The organism is Methylobacterium sp. E-005 (genome assembly GCF_022829725.1).
Taxonomy (GTDB): Bacteria; Pseudomonadota; Alphaproteobacteria; order Rhizobiales; family Beijerinckiaceae; genus Methylobacterium.
In genome coordinates this window covers 42,338-61,984 of the sequence record NZ_JAKSYG010000099.1, presented here as the reverse complement: position 1 = coordinate 61,984, position 19,647 = coordinate 42,338, and the positions used below count along the sequence as shown (strand labels likewise).

At 66.6% G+C, this 19,647-nt stretch carries 20 protein-coding genes and 1 pseudogene; 16 read left to right on the top strand and 5 right to left on the bottom strand.

Translation table 11 applies throughout. The annotated features are described in order from the left end of the window. The first annotated feature begins 104 nt into the window (after positions 1–104). The 16 genes from MKK88_RS12065 (at position 105) to MKK88_RS11995 (ending at position 15,081) form a co-directional block, all read left to right on the top strand. Positions 105–476 carry a DUF971 domain-containing protein gene (locus MKK88_RS12065; RefSeq protein WP_243999945.1) on the top strand — a complete coding sequence of 124 codons (372 nt, stop codon included), beginning with the start codon at positions 105–107 and terminating at the stop codon, positions 474–476. Between the two features lie 64 nt (positions 477–540). Further along, positions 541–2,292: a fumarate reductase/succinate dehydrogenase flavoprotein subunit gene (locus MKK88_RS12060; protein ID WP_243999943.1), complete on the top strand. Its 1,752-nt coding sequence runs from the start codon at positions 541–543 to the stop codon at positions 2,290–2,292. Between the two features lie 26 nt (positions 2,293–2,318). Further along, complete coding sequence (locus MKK88_RS12055; protein ID WP_149312599.1) at positions 2,319–2,552, top strand: ferredoxin family protein; 234 nt, start codon at positions 2,319–2,321, stop codon at positions 2,550–2,552. A gap of 8 nt (positions 2,553–2,560) precedes the next feature. Continuing rightward, positions 2,561–3,526, top strand: coding sequence for a HEAT repeat domain-containing protein (locus MKK88_RS12050; RefSeq protein WP_243999941.1), 966 nt, complete (start codon positions 2,561–2,563; stop codon positions 3,524–3,526). 168 nt (positions 3,527–3,694) lie between these two features. Then, complete coding sequence (locus MKK88_RS12045) at positions 3,695–4,471, top strand: Crp/Fnr family transcriptional regulator (protein WP_243999939.1); 777 nt, start codon at positions 3,695–3,697, stop codon at positions 4,469–4,471. Positions 4,472–4,635: 164 nt separating this feature from the next. Further along, positions 4,636–6,060, top strand: coding sequence for an ABC transporter substrate-binding protein (locus tag MKK88_RS12040; protein ID WP_243999937.1), 1,425 nt, complete (start codon positions 4,636–4,638; stop codon positions 6,058–6,060). Between the two features lie 6 nt (positions 6,061–6,066). Continuing rightward, positions 6,067–6,957 (top strand): ABC transporter permease, encoded by an 891-nt coding sequence (locus MKK88_RS12035; RefSeq protein WP_243999935.1) that lies wholly within the window; start codon positions 6,067–6,069, stop codon positions 6,955–6,957. A 90-nt stretch (positions 6,958–7,047) separates the two neighbouring features. Further along, positions 7,048–7,908, top strand: a complete 861-nt coding sequence (locus tag MKK88_RS12030) for an ABC transporter ATP-binding protein (RefSeq protein WP_243967298.1) — start codon at positions 7,048–7,050, stop codon at positions 7,906–7,908. A 23-nt stretch (positions 7,909–7,931) separates the two neighbouring features. Next, a complete protein-coding gene (gene fdxA, locus MKK88_RS12025; protein WP_243999933.1) occupies positions 7,932–8,270 on the top strand; it encodes a ferredoxin FdxA in 339 nt (112 codons plus the stop codon). A gap of 17 nt (positions 8,271–8,287) precedes the next feature. After that, complete coding sequence (locus MKK88_RS12020; protein ID WP_243999931.1) at positions 8,288–9,061, top strand: ferredoxin--NADP reductase; 774 nt, start codon at positions 8,288–8,290, stop codon at positions 9,059–9,061. Positions 9,062–9,075: 14 nt separating this feature from the next. Beyond that, the gene (locus MKK88_RS12015) at positions 9,076–10,014 is read left to right on the top strand and encodes a DMT family transporter (protein WP_243999929.1); all 939 of its coding nucleotides are present in this window, start codon (positions 9,076–9,078) and stop codon (positions 10,012–10,014) included. An 18-nt stretch (positions 10,015–10,032) separates the two neighbouring features. Continuing rightward, positions 10,033–11,577, top strand: a complete 1,545-nt coding sequence (locus MKK88_RS12010) for an amidase (RefSeq protein ID WP_279602251.1) — start codon at positions 10,033–10,035, stop codon at positions 11,575–11,577. A gap of 127 nt (positions 11,578–11,704) precedes the next feature. Then, entirely contained in the window at positions 11,705–13,213 is a 1,509-nt protein-coding gene (locus MKK88_RS12005) for an amidase family protein (protein ID WP_243999925.1), read from the top strand. A gap of 641 nt (positions 13,214–13,854) precedes the next feature. Continuing rightward, positions 13,855–14,355, top strand: a complete 501-nt coding sequence (locus MKK88_RS34090) for a DUF6538 domain-containing protein (protein ID WP_313902314.1) — start codon at positions 13,855–13,857, stop codon at positions 14,353–14,355. Next, positions 14,297–14,503 carry a hypothetical protein gene (locus MKK88_RS12000; RefSeq protein WP_243999923.1) on the top strand — a complete coding sequence of 69 codons (207 nt, stop codon included), beginning with the start codon at positions 14,297–14,299 and terminating at the stop codon, positions 14,501–14,503. The genes MKK88_RS34090 and MKK88_RS12000 overlap by 59 nt, the downstream gene beginning before the upstream one ends. Beyond that, complete coding sequence (locus MKK88_RS11995; protein ID WP_243999921.1) at positions 14,482–15,081, top strand: hypothetical protein; 600 nt, start codon at positions 14,482–14,484, stop codon at positions 15,079–15,081. The genes MKK88_RS12000 and MKK88_RS11995 overlap by 22 nt, the downstream gene beginning before the upstream one ends. Here the strand turns inward: MKK88_RS11995 and MKK88_RS34265 are convergent. The 5 genes and pseudogenes from MKK88_RS34265 to MKK88_RS11980 all read right to left on the bottom strand — a co-directional run bounded on the left by MKK88_RS34265 (position 15,078) and on the right by MKK88_RS11980 (position 19,436). Further along, positions 15,078–15,266 carry a transposase gene (locus MKK88_RS34265; protein ID WP_409566648.1) on the bottom strand — a complete coding sequence of 63 codons (189 nt, stop codon included), beginning with the start codon at positions 15,264–15,266 and terminating at the stop codon, positions 15,078–15,080. The two genes, MKK88_RS11995 and MKK88_RS34265, sit on opposite strands and share 4 nt — an antisense overlap. Continuing rightward, positions 15,223–15,438 (bottom strand): annotated as a pseudogene (locus MKK88_RS34260) (transposase); the annotation flags it as partial. The gene MKK88_RS34265 and the pseudogene MKK88_RS34260, both read right to left, overlap by 44 nt. 229 nt (positions 15,439–15,667) lie before the next feature. Then, on the bottom strand, positions 15,668–15,832 hold the full coding sequence (locus MKK88_RS34255; protein WP_409566647.1) for a transposase: 165 nt from the start codon (positions 15,830–15,832) through the stop codon (positions 15,668–15,670). A gap of 377 nt (positions 15,833–16,209) precedes the next feature. Beyond that, entirely contained in the window at positions 16,210–17,922 is a 1,713-nt protein-coding gene (locus MKK88_RS11985) for an ATP-binding protein (protein WP_243999920.1), read from the bottom strand. Further along, entirely contained in the window at positions 17,919–19,436 is a 1,518-nt protein-coding gene (locus MKK88_RS11980; protein ID WP_243999918.1) for an ATPase domain-containing protein, read from the bottom strand. The genes MKK88_RS11985 and MKK88_RS11980 overlap by 4 nt, the downstream gene beginning before the upstream one ends. Between the last annotated feature and the right edge of the window lie 211 nt (positions 19,437–19,647).

The following is a 19,647-nucleotide window of genomic DNA, read 5'->3' as shown; positions in this document are numbered from 1 at the left end:
GAAGCGCTTATCCCGCTGCCACCTGACTGTAATTCCAGGCAACTAATTGCTGTCCGATCGACCTCTCCTGGGCTTCTGTGACGAAGGCATCAGAGGAGGAGCGTATGGCAAATTGCGAGATCGAGCTTCCGAGCCCTCCTCCGTTCGATCGCGACGCGATTCCCGACGCTGCGACCCTCTCGCGCGGCGGGACCGCGCTCAAACTGATTTGGCGCGACGGACTGTCCGCGACCCTGCCCGCTGAGCGTCTGCGCCTTCGTTGCCGGTGTGCGTGGTGCACCCGCGATCGGATCGTGGACCGCTTCCCCCAGTCCTTCGCCGACATCGCGGTCACCCACGTCGAACCTATGGGCGGCTATGCCGTCCATATCGCGTTCACTGACGGTCATGCCCGCGGGATCTTCCCCTGGGCTTACCTACGCGCCCTCGCGGCTGAGGCTGTCGACAGCCCGTCCGCTGCGGCGCAGGCCGCCTGAATCCCCGATCCGATTCCTCGGCGATCGCACGAGCGCCGCCACTCCATCGACGCGAGACCTTGCCATGAGCGCCTTCGAATCCGCGACGAAGACCGAGATCATCGAGACCGACATCCTGGTGATCGGCGGCGGCACCGGCGGCCCGATGGCCGCCATCAAGGCCAAGGAGGCCGATCCGAAGCTCCGCGTCGTCCTGATGGAGAAGGCGAACGTGAAGCGCTCGGGCGCGATCAGCATGGGCATGGACGGGCTGAACAACGCCGTCGTGCCGGGCTACGCCACGCCCGAGCAGTACGTGAAGGAGATCACGGTCGCCAACGACGGCATCGTCAACCAGAAGGCGGTGATGGCCTACGCGCAGGGGTCGTTCCCAATGATCCAGTACCTCGACAAGCTCGGGGTCAAGTTCGAGAAGGACGGATCGGGCGAATACAACATGCGCAAGGTCCACCACATGGGGACCTACGTGCTGCCGATGCCCGAGGGGCACAACGTCAAGAAGGTCCTCTATCGGCAGCTCCGCCGCCTCCAGATCGGCGTGACCAACCGCTACATGGCGACCCGCCTGCTCAAAGGGCCGGACGGGCGGATCGCCGGCGCCATCGGGGTCAACACCCGCACCAGCGAATTCTTGGTGGTGAAGGCGAAGGCGGTGATCCTCGCCTGCGGCGCAGCCGGACGCCTGGGCCTACCCGCCTCGGGCTATCTCTTCGGCACCTACGAGAATGCGGCGAATTGCGGCGACGGCTACGCGATGGCCTACCATGCCGGCGCACAGCTCGCGAACCTCGAGTGCTACCAGATCAACCCGCTTATCAAGGATTATAACGGGCCGTCCTGCGCCTACGTCACCGGCCCATTCGGGGGATACACGGCCAACAACCGGGGTGAGCGCTTCATCGAGTGCGACTACTGGTCGGGCCAAATGATGCTGGAGTTCTGGCGCGAGCTACAGGGCGGTAACGGCCCGGTCTTCCTCAAGATGGACCACCTGCGCGAGGAGACGATCTCAGAGATCGAGACCATCCTGCACTCGAACGAGCGGCCCTCACGCGGGCGCTTCCACGAACGGCGCGGCACCAACTATCGCCGCCGACCGGTCGAGATGCACATCTCGGAGATCGGCTTCTGCTCCGGCCACTCAGCCTCGGGCGTCTTCGTCGACGAGTTTGCCCGCACCACAGTCCGGGGCCTCTACGCCGTCGGCGACATGGCGAGCGTGCCGCACAACTACATGCTCGGTGCCTTCGTGAACGGCGGCATCGCCGGCGCCGACGCCGCCGCCTACTGCTCGGCCAATGCGCTGGCGGACCACGACGAGGCCGATATCGCCGTCGAGCGCGAGCGGGTCCTGGCGCCGACCCGGCGCGACGACGGCCTCACCCCGCACGAGATGGAGTTCAAGACCCGCCGCCTCGTGAACGACTATCTCGAGCCGCCGAAGGTGACGGCCAAGATGGAGCTCGGACAGCGCCGCTTCGCAGAGATCCGCGAGGACCTCGACCTCCTCTGCGCCCGCGACCCGCACGAGTTGCACCGGGCGCTGGAGATGCAGACGATCCTCGACTGCGCCGACATGGCGGCCGCGGCCTCGCTCTACCGCACCGAGAGCCGCTGGGGCTTCTATCACCTGCGCGTCGATCACCCCGAGACCGACGACGCGAACTGGAACTGCCACACCGTGCTGTTCAAGGACGCGCAGGGCCGGATGGCCCACGCCAAGCGCGCGGTCGACCCGTTCATCGTGCCGGTCGCTGCCGAGGAGATGAGCGCATACCACCAGCTCCGCATCAAGACGCCGGCCGCAGCCGAGTAGCCCTCCCACGAACCGGAGATCGATCCATGCCGATCATCAATCAGGCCAGCAGCGCCGCGGTCGTCATCGACGACGAGAAGTGCATCGCCGAGAAGGGCTGCCGCGTCTGCGTCGACGTCTGCCCGCTCGACATCCTCGCGATCGATGAGACGCGGCAGAAGGCCTACATGAAGTACGATGAGTGCTGGTACTGCATGCCCTGCGAGGTCGACTGCCCGACGAACGCGGTCAAGGTCAACATCCCGTACCTGCTGCGCTGAGGCCGACCATGAGCCCCGTATTCGATTCTTTCGACGACGACCTCGACGACGTGGCCGAGCGCTGCGCCAGCGCGGATGCGGGCGTCCGGCGCGTCGCGATGATGGAGCTTGCCGAGGCTGTCGGCCCTGAGGCGAAGGTCCTACTTCTGAAGGGTCTCGGCGACCCGGACGCCACCGTTCGGGCGGCCGCCGCCAAGGCCCTGGACGAGCACGACGGCGCGGACGTCGTCGAGGGCCTGGTGCGCTCCCTGGAGGATGCCGACGAGTCCGTGCGGCGCACCGCCGCCGACACCCTCGCCGAGAAGAAGGAGCCGACCTGCGGCCCGCTGCTGATCGAGCGCGCCGAGCACGCCGACCCCTTCGTGCAGGCGTCCGCCCTGCGGGCGCTGCGCGAGCTCGTCCTGCCTGACGCCCTGTCGGCCGCATTGAAGGCGCTCCAGAGTTCGGCGCCCGAGGTTCGCCGCGAGGGCCTCGGCGTCATCGGCTATCTCAAGGCCGAGGAGGCGCTGCCCGCGCTGATCGCCACCGCGGCCGATCCCGACCCGACCGTCCGGCGCGCGACGATGGCGGCGCTGGTCTTCCTGCGCCCCGGCGGCCCCGGCATCTCCACGTTGATCGCTGGCTTGTCTGACGACAACTGGCAGGTGCGAGAGGAAACGGCCGTATCATGCGCCAAGATCAGGCTGCCCGAGGCGACGCCCCCCCTTATCGCGGCGATGGACGATCCCGTCTGGCAGGTCCGCATCAAGGCCGCTAACGCTCTGGGCCGGATCAAAGCCTCGGCCGCCGTCGACGTTCTGGGGCGGGCACTGACCTCGGAAGTGAGTAACCTGCGCAAGGAGTCCGCCGCGGCCCTCGGCGAGATCGCCGACCCACGCGGTCTCGCTGCCCTTGAGGCGTCCTCCAACGATCCAGATCCCGACGTCCGCAAGCTCATCCAATGGGCCATCGGGCGCTGCCAGGGACGCCCCTGACCAATCCAACCGACGACGTTTGATGCGGCGCCCCCCTCTCCTTCGGGTGGGGCGCCGCAGCGCGTTCACGGACGGCTCAGCGACAGCGGGATGCCGCATGCGATCAGGGACAGTTTAGAGCTGGTACAGGGTTTGCGGCGAGATCCCTGCAAGACGCAGGAGATGGCAATGCAGACCACGGCGCCGATACGCCCGTCTCAGGCCCCGGCGGGGCTGCACACCCAGGCGAACGCCCTTCTGCTGTCCGAGGCGGCACCCACGACCGGCGCCGGCCAGCGCCCGCTGCTCGACGGATTGACCGAACGCGAGCTTGCCCTCGTCATGGAGAAGGGGCGACGCCGTGTGCTCTACCGCGGCGCGACCCTGTTCACGCAGGAGACGCCGAACGATGGGATCTGGATCGTCGAGAGCGGCCGCATCCGGGTCTTCTACGCGGCGCCTTCCGGTCGCGAGATCACGCTGGCCTACTGGTACCCCGGCAACTTCGTCGGCGGTCCCGACGTATTTGGCACCGGCCTTCACAAGTGGTCGGGCATGGCGGCGAGCAATTCCAGCGTGCTACACCTGCCGGGCAAGGCCCTCAAGCAGCTCGTGACGCAGATCCCGACGCTGGCGATCGGGGTCATCGACGGCCTGACCTTCAAGGGCCGCTGCTACTCGACCCTGGCCCAGATGCTCGGGACCCGCTCGATCACGGAGCGTCTCGCCCATCTCATCCTGCACCTGTGCGATCTCTACGGCGTGCCGGAGGAGGACGGGACCGCGATCGCGGCGACCTTTACCCACGCAGACCTCGCACACATGGTCGGCGCCACCCGGCAATGGGTGACGATCAGCCTGAAGCGGCTCTCGGAGCAAGGGGTCGTCGCGACACGGCGCACGCAGATCGTCGTGCTGCGCCCTGAGATCCTAGCGCAGATGCGTGGCGGCGAGGAATGCGCTTAAATCCGAAGCTTCCCGCTCAAATCGACAGCACATCCGGGCCGACACAACCTTTTTGCGCAACTAATCGACCCGCGCGCGCTCTCAGTGTTTGATCGAACTCGTCGCCAAGTCCGATCATGCCCTCGATGTCGTTGCGGCATCGAACCGACATGACGGAGCGGGCGATGGCAAGAGGGTTCCCCGGGCTCGGATCGGTATCCGCTCTCGCGCTTCTCGCACTCACCGGCACCGGGATCGGTACGCCTGCCCGCGCTGAGACACTGACTGTCGGCATCGGCACGCAGGACACAACGACCAACACCGCGACCGTGGGGGTGGTTATCCGACAGCTCAAGCTGCTGGAGAAGTACCTGCCCAGGACCGGGAAGTACGCCGACAAGACCATCCAGCTCGACTGGCAGAACTTCACCTCTGGGCCGCCGGTCACGAACGGCATGATGGCCGGCAAGCTTCAGTTCGGCGCCATGGGCGATTACCCGTTGGTCGTCAACGGCGCCACCTTCCAGAATAATCCCGAGAGCAAGTCGCAGCTGATCGCGGTCGCGGCGTACAACCTCTATGGTTCCGGCAATGGCATCGTCGTCAACAAGGACTCCGAATATTTCTCCTTCGAGGACCTGAAGGGAAAGGTCGTCAGCGTGCCCTTCGGTTCTGCCGCCCACGGCATGGTTCTGAAGGCGCTACAGGACAAGGGCTACCCGGCCACCTACTTCCGCCTCGTGAGCCAGAGCCCGGAGGTCGGTTCGACCAACCTTCAGGAGAAGAAGATCGACGCGCACGCCGATTTCGTCCCCTTCGCCGAGCTGCTGCCGTTCCGCGGCTTCGCCCGTAAGGTGTTCGACGGTGTCGAGACCAAGCTGCCGACCTGGCATGGCGTCGTCGTGCGCACCGATTTCGCCAAGCAGTATCCCGAGATCGTCGAGGCCTACGTGAAGGCGGTCCTCGACGCCGACGCCTGGGTCAAGGCGGACCCGAAGCGCGCCGCCGAGCAGATCGCGACGTGGACTGGCACCGACAAGGAGGTGGTCTACATCTTCCTCGGGCCCGGTGGGATCATGACCATCGATCCCACAATCAAGCCGCAGCTGATCGACGCCGCACGCGAGGACGTGAAGGTCCTGCAGAAGCTCGACCGGATCAAGGAGTTCGACGTCGGCCCGTGGGTCGACGACGCGTATCTGCGCAAGGTCTTCGCCGAGCGCGGTCTCGACTACGAGCAGCAGCGCGCGAGCACCGCCAACTACGAGGTGAGCGGCGAGGACACGTTCTGCAAGAAGCCGATCACCGAGCCGCGTAAGGCCGGCGAGATCTGGGTGAAAGGCGGCGCGATTAAGCCCTATTCCAGCGCCGCCTGCACGCTCGGCGCGCTGAACGAGATGAAGACCAAGGGGCAGCCCGTCGACGTCGCCTACGTCTTCGACACCGCCCGCGGCATCAAGCTGTTCGCCCGCGAGGCCTTCTACGTGGTCGACGGCAAGGGCGGCATCGCGCCCTTCCTGCTGAAGCAGGATGCCGAAACCGCGGCTCAGGGCGGTGGCAAGGTGATGCCCTACGACGAGGCCCTCAAGGCCGCTGTGACGGGAGGCTAGACCCTCATGGAAGCTGTCGCCCTCCGGTCCACCGCCGAGCCCGAGCCGCCGCGAACGGCGACCCTCGCGCCCCCGCCCGCGCCGGCCCAACCCACGACCGGCCGCACCCGCCGCTGGCTTCGCCTGCACCGTGGTGAGTTCCGAGCCGCGCTGATCGGGATCGCGTCGCTCATCCTGTTCATCGCCCTCTGGCAGTATCTGACTGCCAACCGCGTCACCCTCTACGTGCGGTTCCTGAACATACCCACGCCGATGGACGTCGTGGGCCGGGCGGTGATCGCTCTGCACAATCCAGTCTTCGGCGATCACGTACTCATCTCCTGCCGCCGAATCCTGTTCGGCTTTCTCCTGGCCGGCGGTGTCGCCGTCCCACTCGGCCTCCTCATGGGCCGCTATCACCTCCTGCGCGAGATTGCCTTCCCGATCTGCGAGGTGCTGCGGCCGATCCCGGCCATCGCCTGGGTTCCGATGGCGATCATGCTCTGGCCGACGAACGAGGGCTCGATCATCTTTATCACCTTCCTCGGCTCGTTCTTCCCGATCCTGATCAACACCCTCCAGGGCATGGTGCAGGTCGACCCGGTGCTGGTGCGTGCTGCACGGTGTCTCGGAGCCAGGGAAGTAGCGGTGTTCCGCGAGGTCTACCTGCCGGCCTCGCTGCCGCAGATCTTCACAGGGCTGACGGTCGGCATGGGCGTGGCGTGGGTCTCGCTGATCGCCGCCGAGATGATCTCCGGCCAGTTCGGCATCGGCTACTTCACCTGGGAGGCCTACTCCCTGGTCCAGTACCCAGACATCGCGCTCGGCATGATCACGATCGGGTTGCTCGGGCTCGGCTCGAGCTTCGCGATCCGGCTCGTGGGCCGCCTCGTCATGCCCTGGGCTTCCGCCCGGTAGGATAGCCGACGAGCCCGACGACCGCGCCTCCCTCCGTGGTGCGCCGCCTCACGCGGCGGATGCCCGCCCCCATCAATCGAGGAGCCTGCCATGCCCGAGCCGAGCCGGGGCCTGATCGAGGTCCGCGACTTCTGCCTGCGGTACGAGACGATGGAAGGCGCCGTCGAGGCCGTCTCGAATACGTCACTCACGGTGCAGCCGGGCGAGTTCGTATCGATCATTGGCCCATCCGGTTGCGGGAAGTCGACGCTGCTCAACGCCCTGGCCGGTTTTCTGAAACCATCGTCGGGACGGGTGACCGTCGACGGCGAGGCGATCTCGGGGCCGAGCGCGGACCGGGGCATGATCTTCCAGCAGTACTCACTCTTCCCATGGAAGACGGTGCGCGAGAACGTCGAGTTCGGCCTGAAGATGAAGGGACTCAGGCGCGGCGAACGCGAGCGACAGGCGCGCACGCTCCTCGGCCTCGCCGGTCTCACGCCGTTCGAGAACCACTACCCCGACCGGCTGTCAGGCGGGATGAAGCAGCGCGTCGGCATCGTGCGTGCGCTGGCCACCGGTCCGCGCATCCTCCTGCTCGACGAGCCGTTCGGCGCCCTCGACGCGCAGACCCGGCTGATCATGCAGCAGATCCTCACCAACATGTGGCAGCGCCTGAAGATCTCGGTGCTGTTCGTGACCCACGACATCGACGAGGCGATCTTCCTCTCCGACCGCGTCTACGTGATGACAGCGCGCCCCGGGAGCATCAAGGCCGAGATCGTGGTGCCGCTGCCCCGACCGCGGCAGCCAGCCCTGACCCTGTCCTCCGAGTTCCTGGGCCTGCGCCGGGGGCTCATGTCGCTGATCCGCGAGGAGAGCATCCGCGCGATGGGCGGGGAGGTCAGCGCCGAGGCGATGAAGGGCCTGGCCATCGATGTCGAGGGCCAGGATCTCGCCGCGCTACTCTGAGCTCCGCGCCAACGGGTGAAGCCATGACCTACGTCGTCACCGAGAACTGCATCCGCTGCAAGTACACTGACTGCGTCGAGGTCTGTCCGGTCGACTGTTTCTATGTCGGCGACAGCATGCTGGTGATCAAGCCGGACGAATGCATCGACTGCGGCGTGTGCGAGCCGGAGTGCCCGGCCGATGCCATCAAGGCCGATACGGAGCCGGGAACGGCAGGCTGGAAGGCCTTCAACGCCAAGTACGCCGACCTCTGGCCCAACATCTCCGAGAAGACCGAGCCGGCCGGCGACGCGGCGGCGTGGGACGGCCGCGACGGCAAGCTGCTCGAAGCGTTCGGGAATGCGGATCCGGCGGTCGCCTGAGTGAGGACGAAAGAGTCATGAGCAAGTTTCACGAGGAGCGCGTCCTGTCGGTCCATCACTGGACCGACAACCTGTTCTCGTTCCGCACCACCCGTGATCCCGCATTCCGCTTCCGCAACGGCGAGTTCACCATGATCGGCCTGGAGGTCGAGGGCCGGCCGCTGCTGCGCGCCTACTCGGTGGTCTTGGCCAATTATGAGGAGGAGCTGGAGTTCTTCTCGATCAAGGTCCAGGACGGGCCGCTGACCTCCAAGCTTCAGCACCTCAAGGTCGGCGATCCGATCATCATCGGCAAGAAGCCCACCGGCACGTTGGTGCTCGACAACCTCCTGCCTGGCCGGCACCTCTACCTGCTGGGCACCGGCACGGGGCTGGCGCCGTTCCTGTCGATCATCAAGGATCCGGAGACCTACGAAAGGTTCGAGAAGGTCGTGCTGGTCCATGGCTGCCGTCAGGTGCAGGAGCTGGCCTACGGCGAGACCATCACGGAGACCCTGCCCCGCCACGAGTTCCTGGGCGAGATGATCTCGAGCCAGCTGATCTACTACCCGACGGTCACCCGCGAGCCGTTCCGCAACCGCGGCCGGATCACCGACCTGATGGTCTCGGGCAAGCTGTTCGAGGATATCGGCCTGCCGCCGATGTCGATCGAGAACGACCGCTTCATGCTCTGCGGCAGCCCCGACATGATCCGCGACACCCGCGAGCTCCTGACCTCGCGCGGTTACGAGGAGGGCAATCACGGCGAGGCCGCCCATTACGTGATCGAGAAAGCCTTCGTCGAGAAGTAGGGAGCCCGGATCTCGTGCGCCTCCCCCACGTGACACGCACGCAGGCCGGACGGCTCTTCCTCCTCGCTACGGCGACGGGCTGGGGCCTGAACTGGCCGGTGCTCAAGCTGGTCCTTCAGGACTGGCCGCCGCTGTTCGCGCGCGGCGTCGCAGGCCTTATCGCAGCCTCAGGACTTGGCCTCCTCGCCTACGGGCGCGGCGAGCGCCTGACGGTGCCGCGCGCGCTTCTCGGACGGCTCGGTCTCGCCGCCGCGATCAACGTCTTCGCCTGGATGGGTTTCACCGGTCTGTCCCTGAGATGGCTCACCGTACCGGAGGGCGCGCTGCTGGCGTACTCGATGCCGGTCTGGGCCGTGCTTCTCGCCTGGGTTCTGCGCGGCGAGCGTCCGGACCTGCGCGGGTTCGCGGCCCTCGCTCTCGGCATCCTCGGGATCTGCGTCCTCGTCGACGGCACCGGCACCGGCCAGATCCTCCGGAAGGCGCCCGGCATCGCCCTCGCCCTGGCCGCGGCTATCCTGTTCGCGCTGGGAACGGTCCTCGAGCGAAGGCCGATCGACTTGCCACCGATCGCCCTCACCGCGTGGCAGGTCGGGCTCGGCTGCCTAGCGATGACGCTGATCAGCCTGCTCACCGAGGCCTCCGAGATCAGGGGCCTGAGCCTGCCGAGCCTGGCCGGCATCAGCTACATGGCGATCGGTCCGCTCGCGCTCTGCTACCTCAGTTGGCAGGCCGCCCTGCGCCGGTTGCCGACAGGCATGGCGACCACGGGCATGCTGTTGGTGCCGATCATCGGCACGGCGGCGGCTGCGCTCGCGCTCCATGAGACGATCGGATCTCGACAGATGCTCGCCTTCGTCCTGACGCTAAGCGGTGTCGGCCTGGCTCTACGGAGGACGGTGGCGCCAGCGTCACCGACGGCCTGCGCGTCGTCGAGCGCGGGCCTGGCACGCTGACGCACGGGGAGCACAAGGATGACCGGCCGTACGGACAGCGAGCGCAACGAGGCGAACCTGTCAGACCGTGACGATGGGGCCAACTCCGGAGGTTTGACCCGGCGAGCGATCACAGGCGCCCTTGCGCTCGCTCCCCTCCACCGCCGCGCCTCAGCGGAGGAAAATGGGCCCGATCCCTCCCTCCTCGACGGCGCAAAGCTTCAGGCGGCATATCGCGATCGGTCCTGCTCACCGACGGAGGTCGTGACCTCGGTCCTCAAACGTGCCGATGCGCTGAACCCAGCCGTCAACGCTTTCATCGTTCTGGATCGGGATGGAGCCCTCAATGCCGCTGAGGCATCGGCGTCCCGCTGGCGGGACGGCAAGCCGCTGGGTCCGCTGGATGGCGTCCCCGTGACGCTCAAGGACAACATTCCCTGGGCCGGTCACCCCACGCGTAAGGGTAGCCGTACCGGTTCGGATGCGGCGACCCTCCAGAACTCGCCTCTGGCAGAGCGCCTGTTGCGCGCCGGCGCGGTCGTCATCGGCAAGACCTGTATGCCGGAATTCGGCTGGAAGGGGGTCGGCGACAGCCCGCTGACGGGGCTGACGCGCAATCCGTGGAACACGCTGATGACCACGGGAGGGTCGACGGCCGGGGGATCCGCTGCGGCGGCGCTCAACCTCGGCGTTGTGCATTTCGGAACCGATGGCGCCGGCTCCATCCGGATCCCGAGCTCGTTCTGCGGCGTCTTCGGCATCAAGCCGAGCCTCGGCCGGATCCCGGCTGTCCCGGCCGCCCCGACGCTGCACCTCGGACCTGTGAGCCGCACGGTTCGCGATGCCGCCGTCGCGCTCCAGGCGCTCAGCGGTCCCGACCCCCGCGACATCACCTCGTCGCACGCACCGATGCCGGATCTGGTCGGGTCGCTCGAGAAGGGGGTCAAGGGTCTGCGTATCGCGTGGAGTCCAAGGCTCGGTTACGTCGAACGGCTCGATCCGGAGGTCGAGGCCATCGTCGGACGGGCCGCTGAGGCGTTTGCGCAGCTTGGCGCCACAGTGGATCATGCGGATCCGGGGTTCCCCAACCCGATGCCGATCCTCGAACCGATCTGGCTGACGATCGCGTGGTCCGCCGTCCGAATGATTCCCGAGAAGCAGTGGAGCGAACTCGATCCCGGCCTCCTTGCTCTGGCCAAGAAGGGGCAAGGTGTCTCCGGTGCCGAGTACGCGACAGCCTTCGGGGCGCGGGCATCCCTGCACGCTGCCATGGCCCGGCTCAACGAGCGGTATGACCTACTGCTCACCCCGACCGTTGCCGTCCCGGCCTTCGCGGCCGGGCACAACACGCCGCCGGGCGGGGCATACGGCGACGATTGGCTGAACTGGGCACCTTACACCTACCCATTCAATCTCAGCCTGCACCCTGCGGCGTCGGTACCCTGCGGGTTCACCGGTGATGGCCGGCCCGTCGGCCTGCAGATCGTCGGCCCCTATCTCCGGGAGGACCTCGTGCTCCGGGCTGCACGCGCGTACGAGCAGGCACACCCCTGGCCCTTCCTCGAGAGGCCAAAGTCGGGCTGATCGCCTGCGGCACCCCGACGGGAGCCTCATCGGAGCGTAGTGCTTGTCCGAACCGGTCAAGCCGTTCAGAAGGGCAGCCTGTTCCACCCTGACGGGTTTGTTCATGTCCAGGGCGACTAACGCTGTTATGGCTGCCGCCATCCTCGTCTCCCTCGGGGTACCCGCACAGGCTCAGGACCGCTTCGCTGCCGAAACGGCGACGATCGCCGAGGTCCACAAAGCTATCTCTGCCGGCCAAATCACCTGCCGCGGCCTCGTCCAGGCCTATCTGGACCGGATCGCTGCCTACGATCAGGCCGGCCCGAAGCTCGACGCCATCCGAGACATCAACCGGAACGCTCTCAAGCAGGCCGATGCCATCGATCAGGCCCACGGCGACCTCGCCTCGCGCCCACTCGCCTGCGTCCCGCTGGTGCTGAAGGACAACTACAACACCGCCGAGATGCCCACGACGGGAGGGTCCGCTTCGCTGGAGGGCGCACAGCCGAAGGAGGACGCCACAGTCGTCGCCCGGTTGCGCAAGGCCGGCGCCATCATCCTGGCGAAGGCGAACATGCAGGAGTTCGCCTTGGGTGGCACCTCAATCAGCTCGCTCGGCGGCCAGGTGCTCAACCCCTACGATCTGACCCGGACGCCAGGTGGCTCCAGCGGCGGGACCGGAGCAGCGGTGGCGAGCGGCATGGCGCTCGCCGGCACCGGCAGCGACACGGTGAACTCCATTCGCTCGCCGGCTTCGGCCAACAACCTCGTCGGCCTGCGCGCCACCCAAGCCCTGATCAGCCTCGACGGCATCATGCCCGTCTCCAAGACCCAGGATGCCATCGGTCCCATCACGCGCAGTGTCGCCGATGCGGCGGCGATGCTGCAGGTGATGACTGACCCGGACAAGGTGAAGGGGAACTACGCTGCCGACCTCAGGCCCGACGCCCTCAAGGGCGCCCGCATCGGTGTGGTGAAGGTCCTGTTCGGCACAAAGCCGGAGCATGCCGAGGTGAATCGGGTCATGCAGGGGGCACTCGACCGGCTTCGTACGGCCGGCGCCGTCCTCGTCGACATCGACGACCCGGCCCTTGAGGCTGACCGGCTGGGTGCGGAGGACGACGTCCAAACCTACGAGTTCAAGGCGCTCATCAACGCCTACCTCGCTTCGGTACCCAACGCCCCGCAGAAGGATCTCGCCGGCATCATCGCCTCCGGCAAGTACAGCAAACCGGCCCTGGAGAAATTCCTGCTCGCCGCGCAGGCGCGCGAGGATGGCATGAACGAGCCGGAGTACAAGGCTCGTCTGCAACGCATCGCGGCGTTCAAGGACCACCTCGCGGCGGTGTTCAACGAGAACAAGCTCGACGCGTTGGCCTACCCGCTCCAGAAGCGGCTGGTGGTGCCGACCACCGAGCTGAACCAGGCCGATCGCAACGGCATCATCGCGGGTTTGACCGGTTACCCGGCCATCGATGTCCCCGCTGGGTTCTCGGCCCCGACGGAAACGGCGCCGCTGGGGGTGCCGGTCGGCATGGATCTCCTCGGTTGTCCTTTCGACGAGGGGCGCCTTCTGGGCCTCGCCTACGCCTACGAGCAGGCAACAGGGCCTCATCGCTTGCCGGCCAGCACGCCACCTCTGGCACAGGTTCGCTGAGGCCTGCCGACCGGAGCCTTGGATCCCGGACGCGCTTTGCTAGCATGGGCGTTCCCGTTCCAAGCCGATGCCGAGCGCTTTAAGCGGGCGGAACGGGGTCAGCGCCTCTTTGGGCGGGGGCATCTTACTCTAACCGGTGAGTAACGTTGCAATCTCAGATAAACCCGAGCGTCCTGTCATTTGTGACTGAAGGGTATGGAGTGTGGCTGCACCCAAAGTCACACCCGCCGAGTGAGTCCCTGCACACCCGACGGAGTACAGATGGTATAGGCCGGGACACAACAGCGTCCCCCGTGATGTTTGCGATTCCAGCTGCCAGCTCCCAACCGAGGCGGTAGGGACAGCGAGCGAAGCGGTCCGACGATTCATGGGTTCGAAGCCCCATATCGCATTCGAACCGGCTCGACCTTTGCGCAGGTCGTGCGACAGTCTTTGGCGCGGCGCCGAGGGTGGCCGGACCTCGACAGCGGTACACTGGAGTGGTACACACTGCTCGAGAGGCGTCCATCTAAACCATTGTCGTTGCAGGATTTTGTGGCGTAGCGGGACATTCCCTCCGTCTCCGCCACTTGCCCCGCAAGTCGCTCGAACCCAAAAAGCTTATCTGCTTGAGATAGTTGCGGAGCGCCGGGTGGTACACCATGGCTCTTCCGCTGTCCCGCCCCTGGCGGCATCCGAAGTCGGGCGTCTACTGGTATCGGCGTCGCGTTCCGAAGGATCTGAAGCCGCTCCTTCGAAGGAGCGAAGTGAAGGCGTCCCTCAGAACCAAGGACCCGCGGCTGGCGCGCGTCCGAATCCTTCGGAAGGCCTGCGAGGTCGAAGATTCCTGGTCCAACCTGAGGAGCGGCCATCCCTTCGAGCAGGCGACCCCACCAAGCGTTCCTCACAATCGCGAACGGCGGATCGAAGGTATCGCCAGCCGATGCTCGAGGCGGCCGGAACCCGGCGCCTCGTCGCCGACCGCATCAATGTCGGCCGCACGCGACACCGGCACGGGCCCGCCCGTACCTTCGCCCTTTGCTTGCGGCCCATGCCGCCGAAGCGAATCTTGCGCCCGCCACGGTGGAACGATGGTCGGGCGTGATGGCCGAATTGGAAGCCGCTCTCGGCCGCGACGATCTCGCCTCGGTCTCCCGCCGTGATCTCATCGACTGGAAGGAGAAGCTGCTCGGTTCCAGTCGATCGGCGAATACGGTCCGCACGCTGTACCTCAGTGCGGTGAAAGCCATCATGAATTACGGCGTCGCGGGCGTCGCCTGGAAGCCAACGTGGCCACAGGCGTGGTCGTGAGGACGCCGAGGCCGGTGCTATCGCGGGACCGGGACTTTACCGACGACGAAGCCCTGACGATCCTGCGCGGCTCCCTAGAGGAGCCGCTCGCCAAGCTCGCGATCGAGCATGCCGCTGCCCGAAGATGGGTCCCGTGGCTCTGCGCCTATGACGGCGCCCGCATGAACGAGATGACCCAGCTGCGTGGGAGCGGCGTCCGACAAGTAGACGGGATCTGGATCGTCCGGATCACGCCCGAGGCCAGGTCGGTCAAGCCGGGCCGCTGGAGGGACGTTCCCTTGCATCCGCATCTCGTCGCTCAGGGCTTTCCCTCGTTCGCGGGTTCGAGAGGTTCGCGACCGCTTTTCTACGATCCGGCCCGAACCCGCGACGGTTCCAAAGCCCGCCCGATCTACAAGAAAGTCGGCGAGCGGCTGGCCGCATGGGTGCGCTCGCCCGGCGTGACGGATCTAGGGGTCGATCCGAATCATGGCTGGCGACATCGCTTCAAGACCGTTGGGCGGAGAGCAGGCATCGATCCGGCTGTGCTCGACGCCCTACAAGGCCATGCACCTAGGGCGTGTTATCGCTTGAGCTAGTCGCGGGCTGCGGCGAGGGCAAGGACGCCCATGAAGCTGGCGGCGGTTTTCTCGTAGCGGGTTGCGATGGCACGCCATTCCTTGAACCTCGCCCGGAGGTGCTCGACCTGAGTGCGGTTGTTGTAGATCCAGTCCGGGCAGGCGACGGGGGCCTCGTGGCGCTGAGGCGGGATCGCGGGGCGCACCCATGTCCCAGATGTGCTTGCGGAAGGCGTGACTGGTGTAGCCGCGGTCTCCGACGCCCCACTTGGGCACACCGGGCAGTTGGTCGAGCAGCGGCACCGCATGGGGCAGTTCGTGCGCCTGCCCCGGTGCCAGCCGGAAGGCGACGGCGCGGCCCCGCCCGTCGGCGATCACGCATGCCTTGGTGCCATAGCCGCCACGCGAGCGGTCAACAGCCTCACGAGTGTCTCGCTCGGCCCCAGATCCCCCTTTTGGCGGCACCGGCCGCTTTCCGGTGCGCGCGTCTGGTCGTGGCGTCGAGGAACACCATCCCGAGCTGAACCCCGCGCTCCTGCATGAGGCTGAGGAGACGTTCCCAGACGCCAGCACGGGACCAGCGGATGAAGATCCGTGCGGCCCGCCATCAAGGGCCCAGATCCTCCGGAATGGCCCGCCATTTGGCCCCGTTCTGATGCCGCCAGAGGAGGGCCGAGAGCGTGCGTTGCAGATCCTGCGGTGGCGTCTTGGCCTTCGGCCGGCACGCCTCGACCAGCGGCTCCAGCTCAGACCGTTGCGCGTCGCCCAGCATCATCCCTCCTGTCTTGGAGAGAGGAAAACACAAACCCCGCCAGTCTGTTCAGGTGACGACAGGCACTAAGCGTGGCGGAAGATCCGCAACGGGTCAATTTGCATCGTCGAACTTCACCCCAGCCTATGTTCGCTTTCGGACTGCCCTCGTAGCTGCTTGTACGACCGGGTTGGGTGGATTTCTGCCGGCCTGCTTTCGGGCGCAGAATTGAATAAGCGGACGCCCTGCGATTGTCTGAATCGGGCCGGATGCGGAATGGTGGCTTCGATGAAGCGCCAGCGGCGGTCCGGGCGGCTCGCATCGCTATCGTACGGTAAAGCTTCGTGGTGTGCGGGGACGTACGACTTACGCGAGCAGACGTCCCGTAAGTGCCGGCATCAGGTAAGACGCGCTTGGGGGTGTCGGTCACGGGAGGCCGGCGCATTCAGGCGTGACCGACTGCCGATCCGGCGCAGCACGCGGGAAAGCTGCTCGGCGGAGTAAGGCTTGTGCAGCAAGTCGAAGCCGTGACTCCCCTCCTCCGCAAGGACGTGACTGTACCCGGAGGTGAGCACCACCGGCAGGTGCGGCAGGCGGCGGCGCAGCTCCTCCGCCAACGCGATCCCGCCCATGCCTGGCATCACCACGTCCGAGAAGATGGCATCGAATCCGTCGCCGTCCGCCCCGAGCCGGTCCAACGCCGCCTCGGCGTTGGCAGCCCATTCCGTCGCGTAGCCGAGATCGTGCAGGATCTGGGTGGCGAAGCGGCCGACCTCGACGTTGTCCTCGACCACTAGGATGCGTCGGCCGGCCCCGTCCGTCGATGCGTCGAGGACTTGCGGCTCGGCGGCGGGCTCAGCCGGCGCAGCCACCTGGGGCAGGTAGAGCGTGAAGGTGGTCCCCGCCCCCGGCGCGCTCGCCACGTCGATGTCGCCCCCGGACTGCTTGGCGAACCCGAACACCTGGGACAGGCCCAACCCCGTTCCTTTGCCGACCTCCTTGGTCGTGAAGAACGGCTCGAAGATCCGGTCGATCTGCTCGGCCGCGATGCCCGTGCCAGTGTCGGCAAGGGATACCGCAGCGAAATGACCGCGCGAGCCGGCATGGCCGCGGATCGCCGGCATCGGCGCTCCGCAGGCCAACCGCAGCGTCAGGGTGCCCTCGCCATCCATCGCATCGCGGGCATTGACGGCCATGTTGACCAGCGCCGTCTCGAACTGGCTGCGGTCGCAATGAATGAAGCACGTGCCTTCGGGCAGATCGACGGCGACGTGGATGCGGGCCCCGGTGACGGTATCGACCATGTCGGCGACGCTGCGCAGGCAATCGCCGACTTCGAAGGTCTCCGGCTTCAGCGCCTGCCGGCGGGCGAAAGCCAGGAGTTGGCCGGTGAGCTTGGCCGCGCGATCCACGGTGTCGGAGACCGCGTCCATGTACCGTCGACGGCGGACCTCGGGGAGATCCGGGCGACGCAGGAAGTCCACCGACGAACGGATGATGGTCAGCAGGTTGTTGAAATCATGCGCCACCCCGCCGGTGAGCTGGCCGACGACCTCCATTTTCTGAGACTGGCGCAGCGCCTCCTCGGCGATGGCCCGCTCCTCGATGGCCTCGGCGACCCGGCTCTCAAGCGTGGCGTTCAGTTCGCGCAACTGGGCTTCGCGGGAGCCCAACTCTTCGAGCCGTGCCCGTGCCTCGTATTGCCGCCTGCGACCCCGCAGGGCGGTCGCCGCGACACTGACCAGGGTCGTTGGATGGAACGGTCGCTCAAGGAAGCTGACATTGCCGAGGATGCGCGAAAGCCGGGTCGCAATCGGGTTTCGGTCCACGCCGCCTTGCCGGGTGAGCATGATGAACGGCATGTCCGACCACGCCGGCTGCCCGGCGATCCAACGGTTGAGCCCGGCGAGGTCGGCGGTCCGTACCGCCTCCTCTGTGATCAGCACCGCCCCAGCGGTCTTACCGAGAGCGTCGACCAACTCGGGCAGGTCGCGGACGACCACCGCGGTGAAGTCGGCATCCGCGAGCAGCGCCTGGGCCAGTTTCGCGTCACGTCCGTGCGGCGCCAGGATCAGGATCTGCTCGGATGACGCGGCGTGCGGCGACCTCACGACCGGTCGCCGTCGAGCAGCCCCGTGTCACCGTCGCGTGGCACGAGTTCCGGCACGCCGCGCAGGATGCCCTGGAACCCCTGTAGCGGCTCGCCGACCTGCAATCCGGTGGTGGTGATGCGGAACTCCCGGATCGTATCCTCGTGTGCGCCTGTACGCTTCTTGATCACCGAGATCGCGCGGCGAACTTTCCCCAGCGCCTCGAAGTAGCGCAGCAGCACAACGGTGTCGGCGAGATAGGTAATGTCGACCGGGCTCTTCATGTCGCCAACCAGCCCGTGCTGGGCGACCGTCAGGAAGGTGCTCGCGCCCTGACGATTGAGGTACTGCAGCAGCTCGTGGACGTGCAGGATCAACGCCGTCTCGTCGGGCATGGCGGCCTGGTAACCGTTGAGGCTGTCGATCACCACGGTCTTGGCCTGTGCCTCGTCGACCTGTTGACGCACGAGGTTGACGAACTCCCCCGGCGACATCTCGGCGGCATCGATCTGGTTGATCGTCAGCAGTCCCTGGTCGCGCAGGGCGGCGAGGTCGAAGCCCATCGCCCGCATGCGCTCCAGCATCAGGCCGAGTTCCTCGTCGAAGACGAACAGAGCCGCCTTCTCGCCACGCGCAGCCGCGGCGACGATGTACTGGATCGCCAACAGCGACTTGCCGGTCCCGGCTGGCCCGAGGATGAGCGTGCTCGAACCGCTGTCGATGCCGCCGCCGAGCAGGGCATCGAGTTCCGCGACGCCGCTCGTGAGCCGGTCCCGGCTGAATTTGGTCCTGTGCTCCAGGGCGATCAGACGCGGAAAAACCTGCACACCGCCGGTATCGATGGAGAAGTCGTGGTTGCCGCCACGGAAGCGTTGGCCGCGGTACTTCACCACCCGCAGCCGTCGCCGCTCGGCGCCGTAGTCGGGTGCCAGTTCCTCCAGCCGGATCACCGCGTGGGCGACGCTGTGGACGGTCTTGTCGAGCGCATCCGCGGTGAGATCGTCGAGCATCAGCACGGTGGCGCCCCGGCGGGCGAAATAGTGCTTCAACGCCAGGATCTGCCGGCGATAGCGCAGGGAGCCGCCGGCCAGGAGGCGGATCTCGGAGAGGCTGTCGAGCACGACGAGGGACGGTTTGACCGCATCGACCTGCTCGAAAATCGCACGGGTCGTCTCGCCGAGTTCGAGGTCCGACGAGTACAGGAGGCTCTGCTCCTGCTCGGCATCGAGCAGGCTCTCGGGCGGGATCAGCTCGTAGATCGTTAGGCCGGTGGGCAGGTCCCACCCGTGCGAGCGGGCGGTCTCCTGCAGCTCCTCCTGGGTCTCGGACAGGCTGATGTACAGGCCACGCTCGCCGACCGCCGCGCCGGTGAGCAGGAACTGCATCGCGACTGTGGTCTTGCCGGTGCCGGGGTTGCCCTCCAGCAGATACAGGCGGTTGCGGGTAAAGCCGCCTCCGAGCACATCGTCCAGGCCGGCGATACCGAGCTTCGCCTTGTCCTTGGGCGCGGCCTTCGGTTCAGCGTCAGCGGGCATAGGCAATCAGTTCTCTCAACAGGGCAGGCGGCAGAGCGTGCGCGCGCCCGCACGCCGTACAAACGCGACAAGAGGGCGACCCTATCCGTGGTGAGGAAGGCACGGCCGGCAAAAATGCACAGCAAGGCTTGCTGGCAGGTATATAGCTAGCGCGTCGCCTGAATCACTGACAGGCCGAAGCCAGGCTGCACGCGCTCGCGTAGCACCGTAT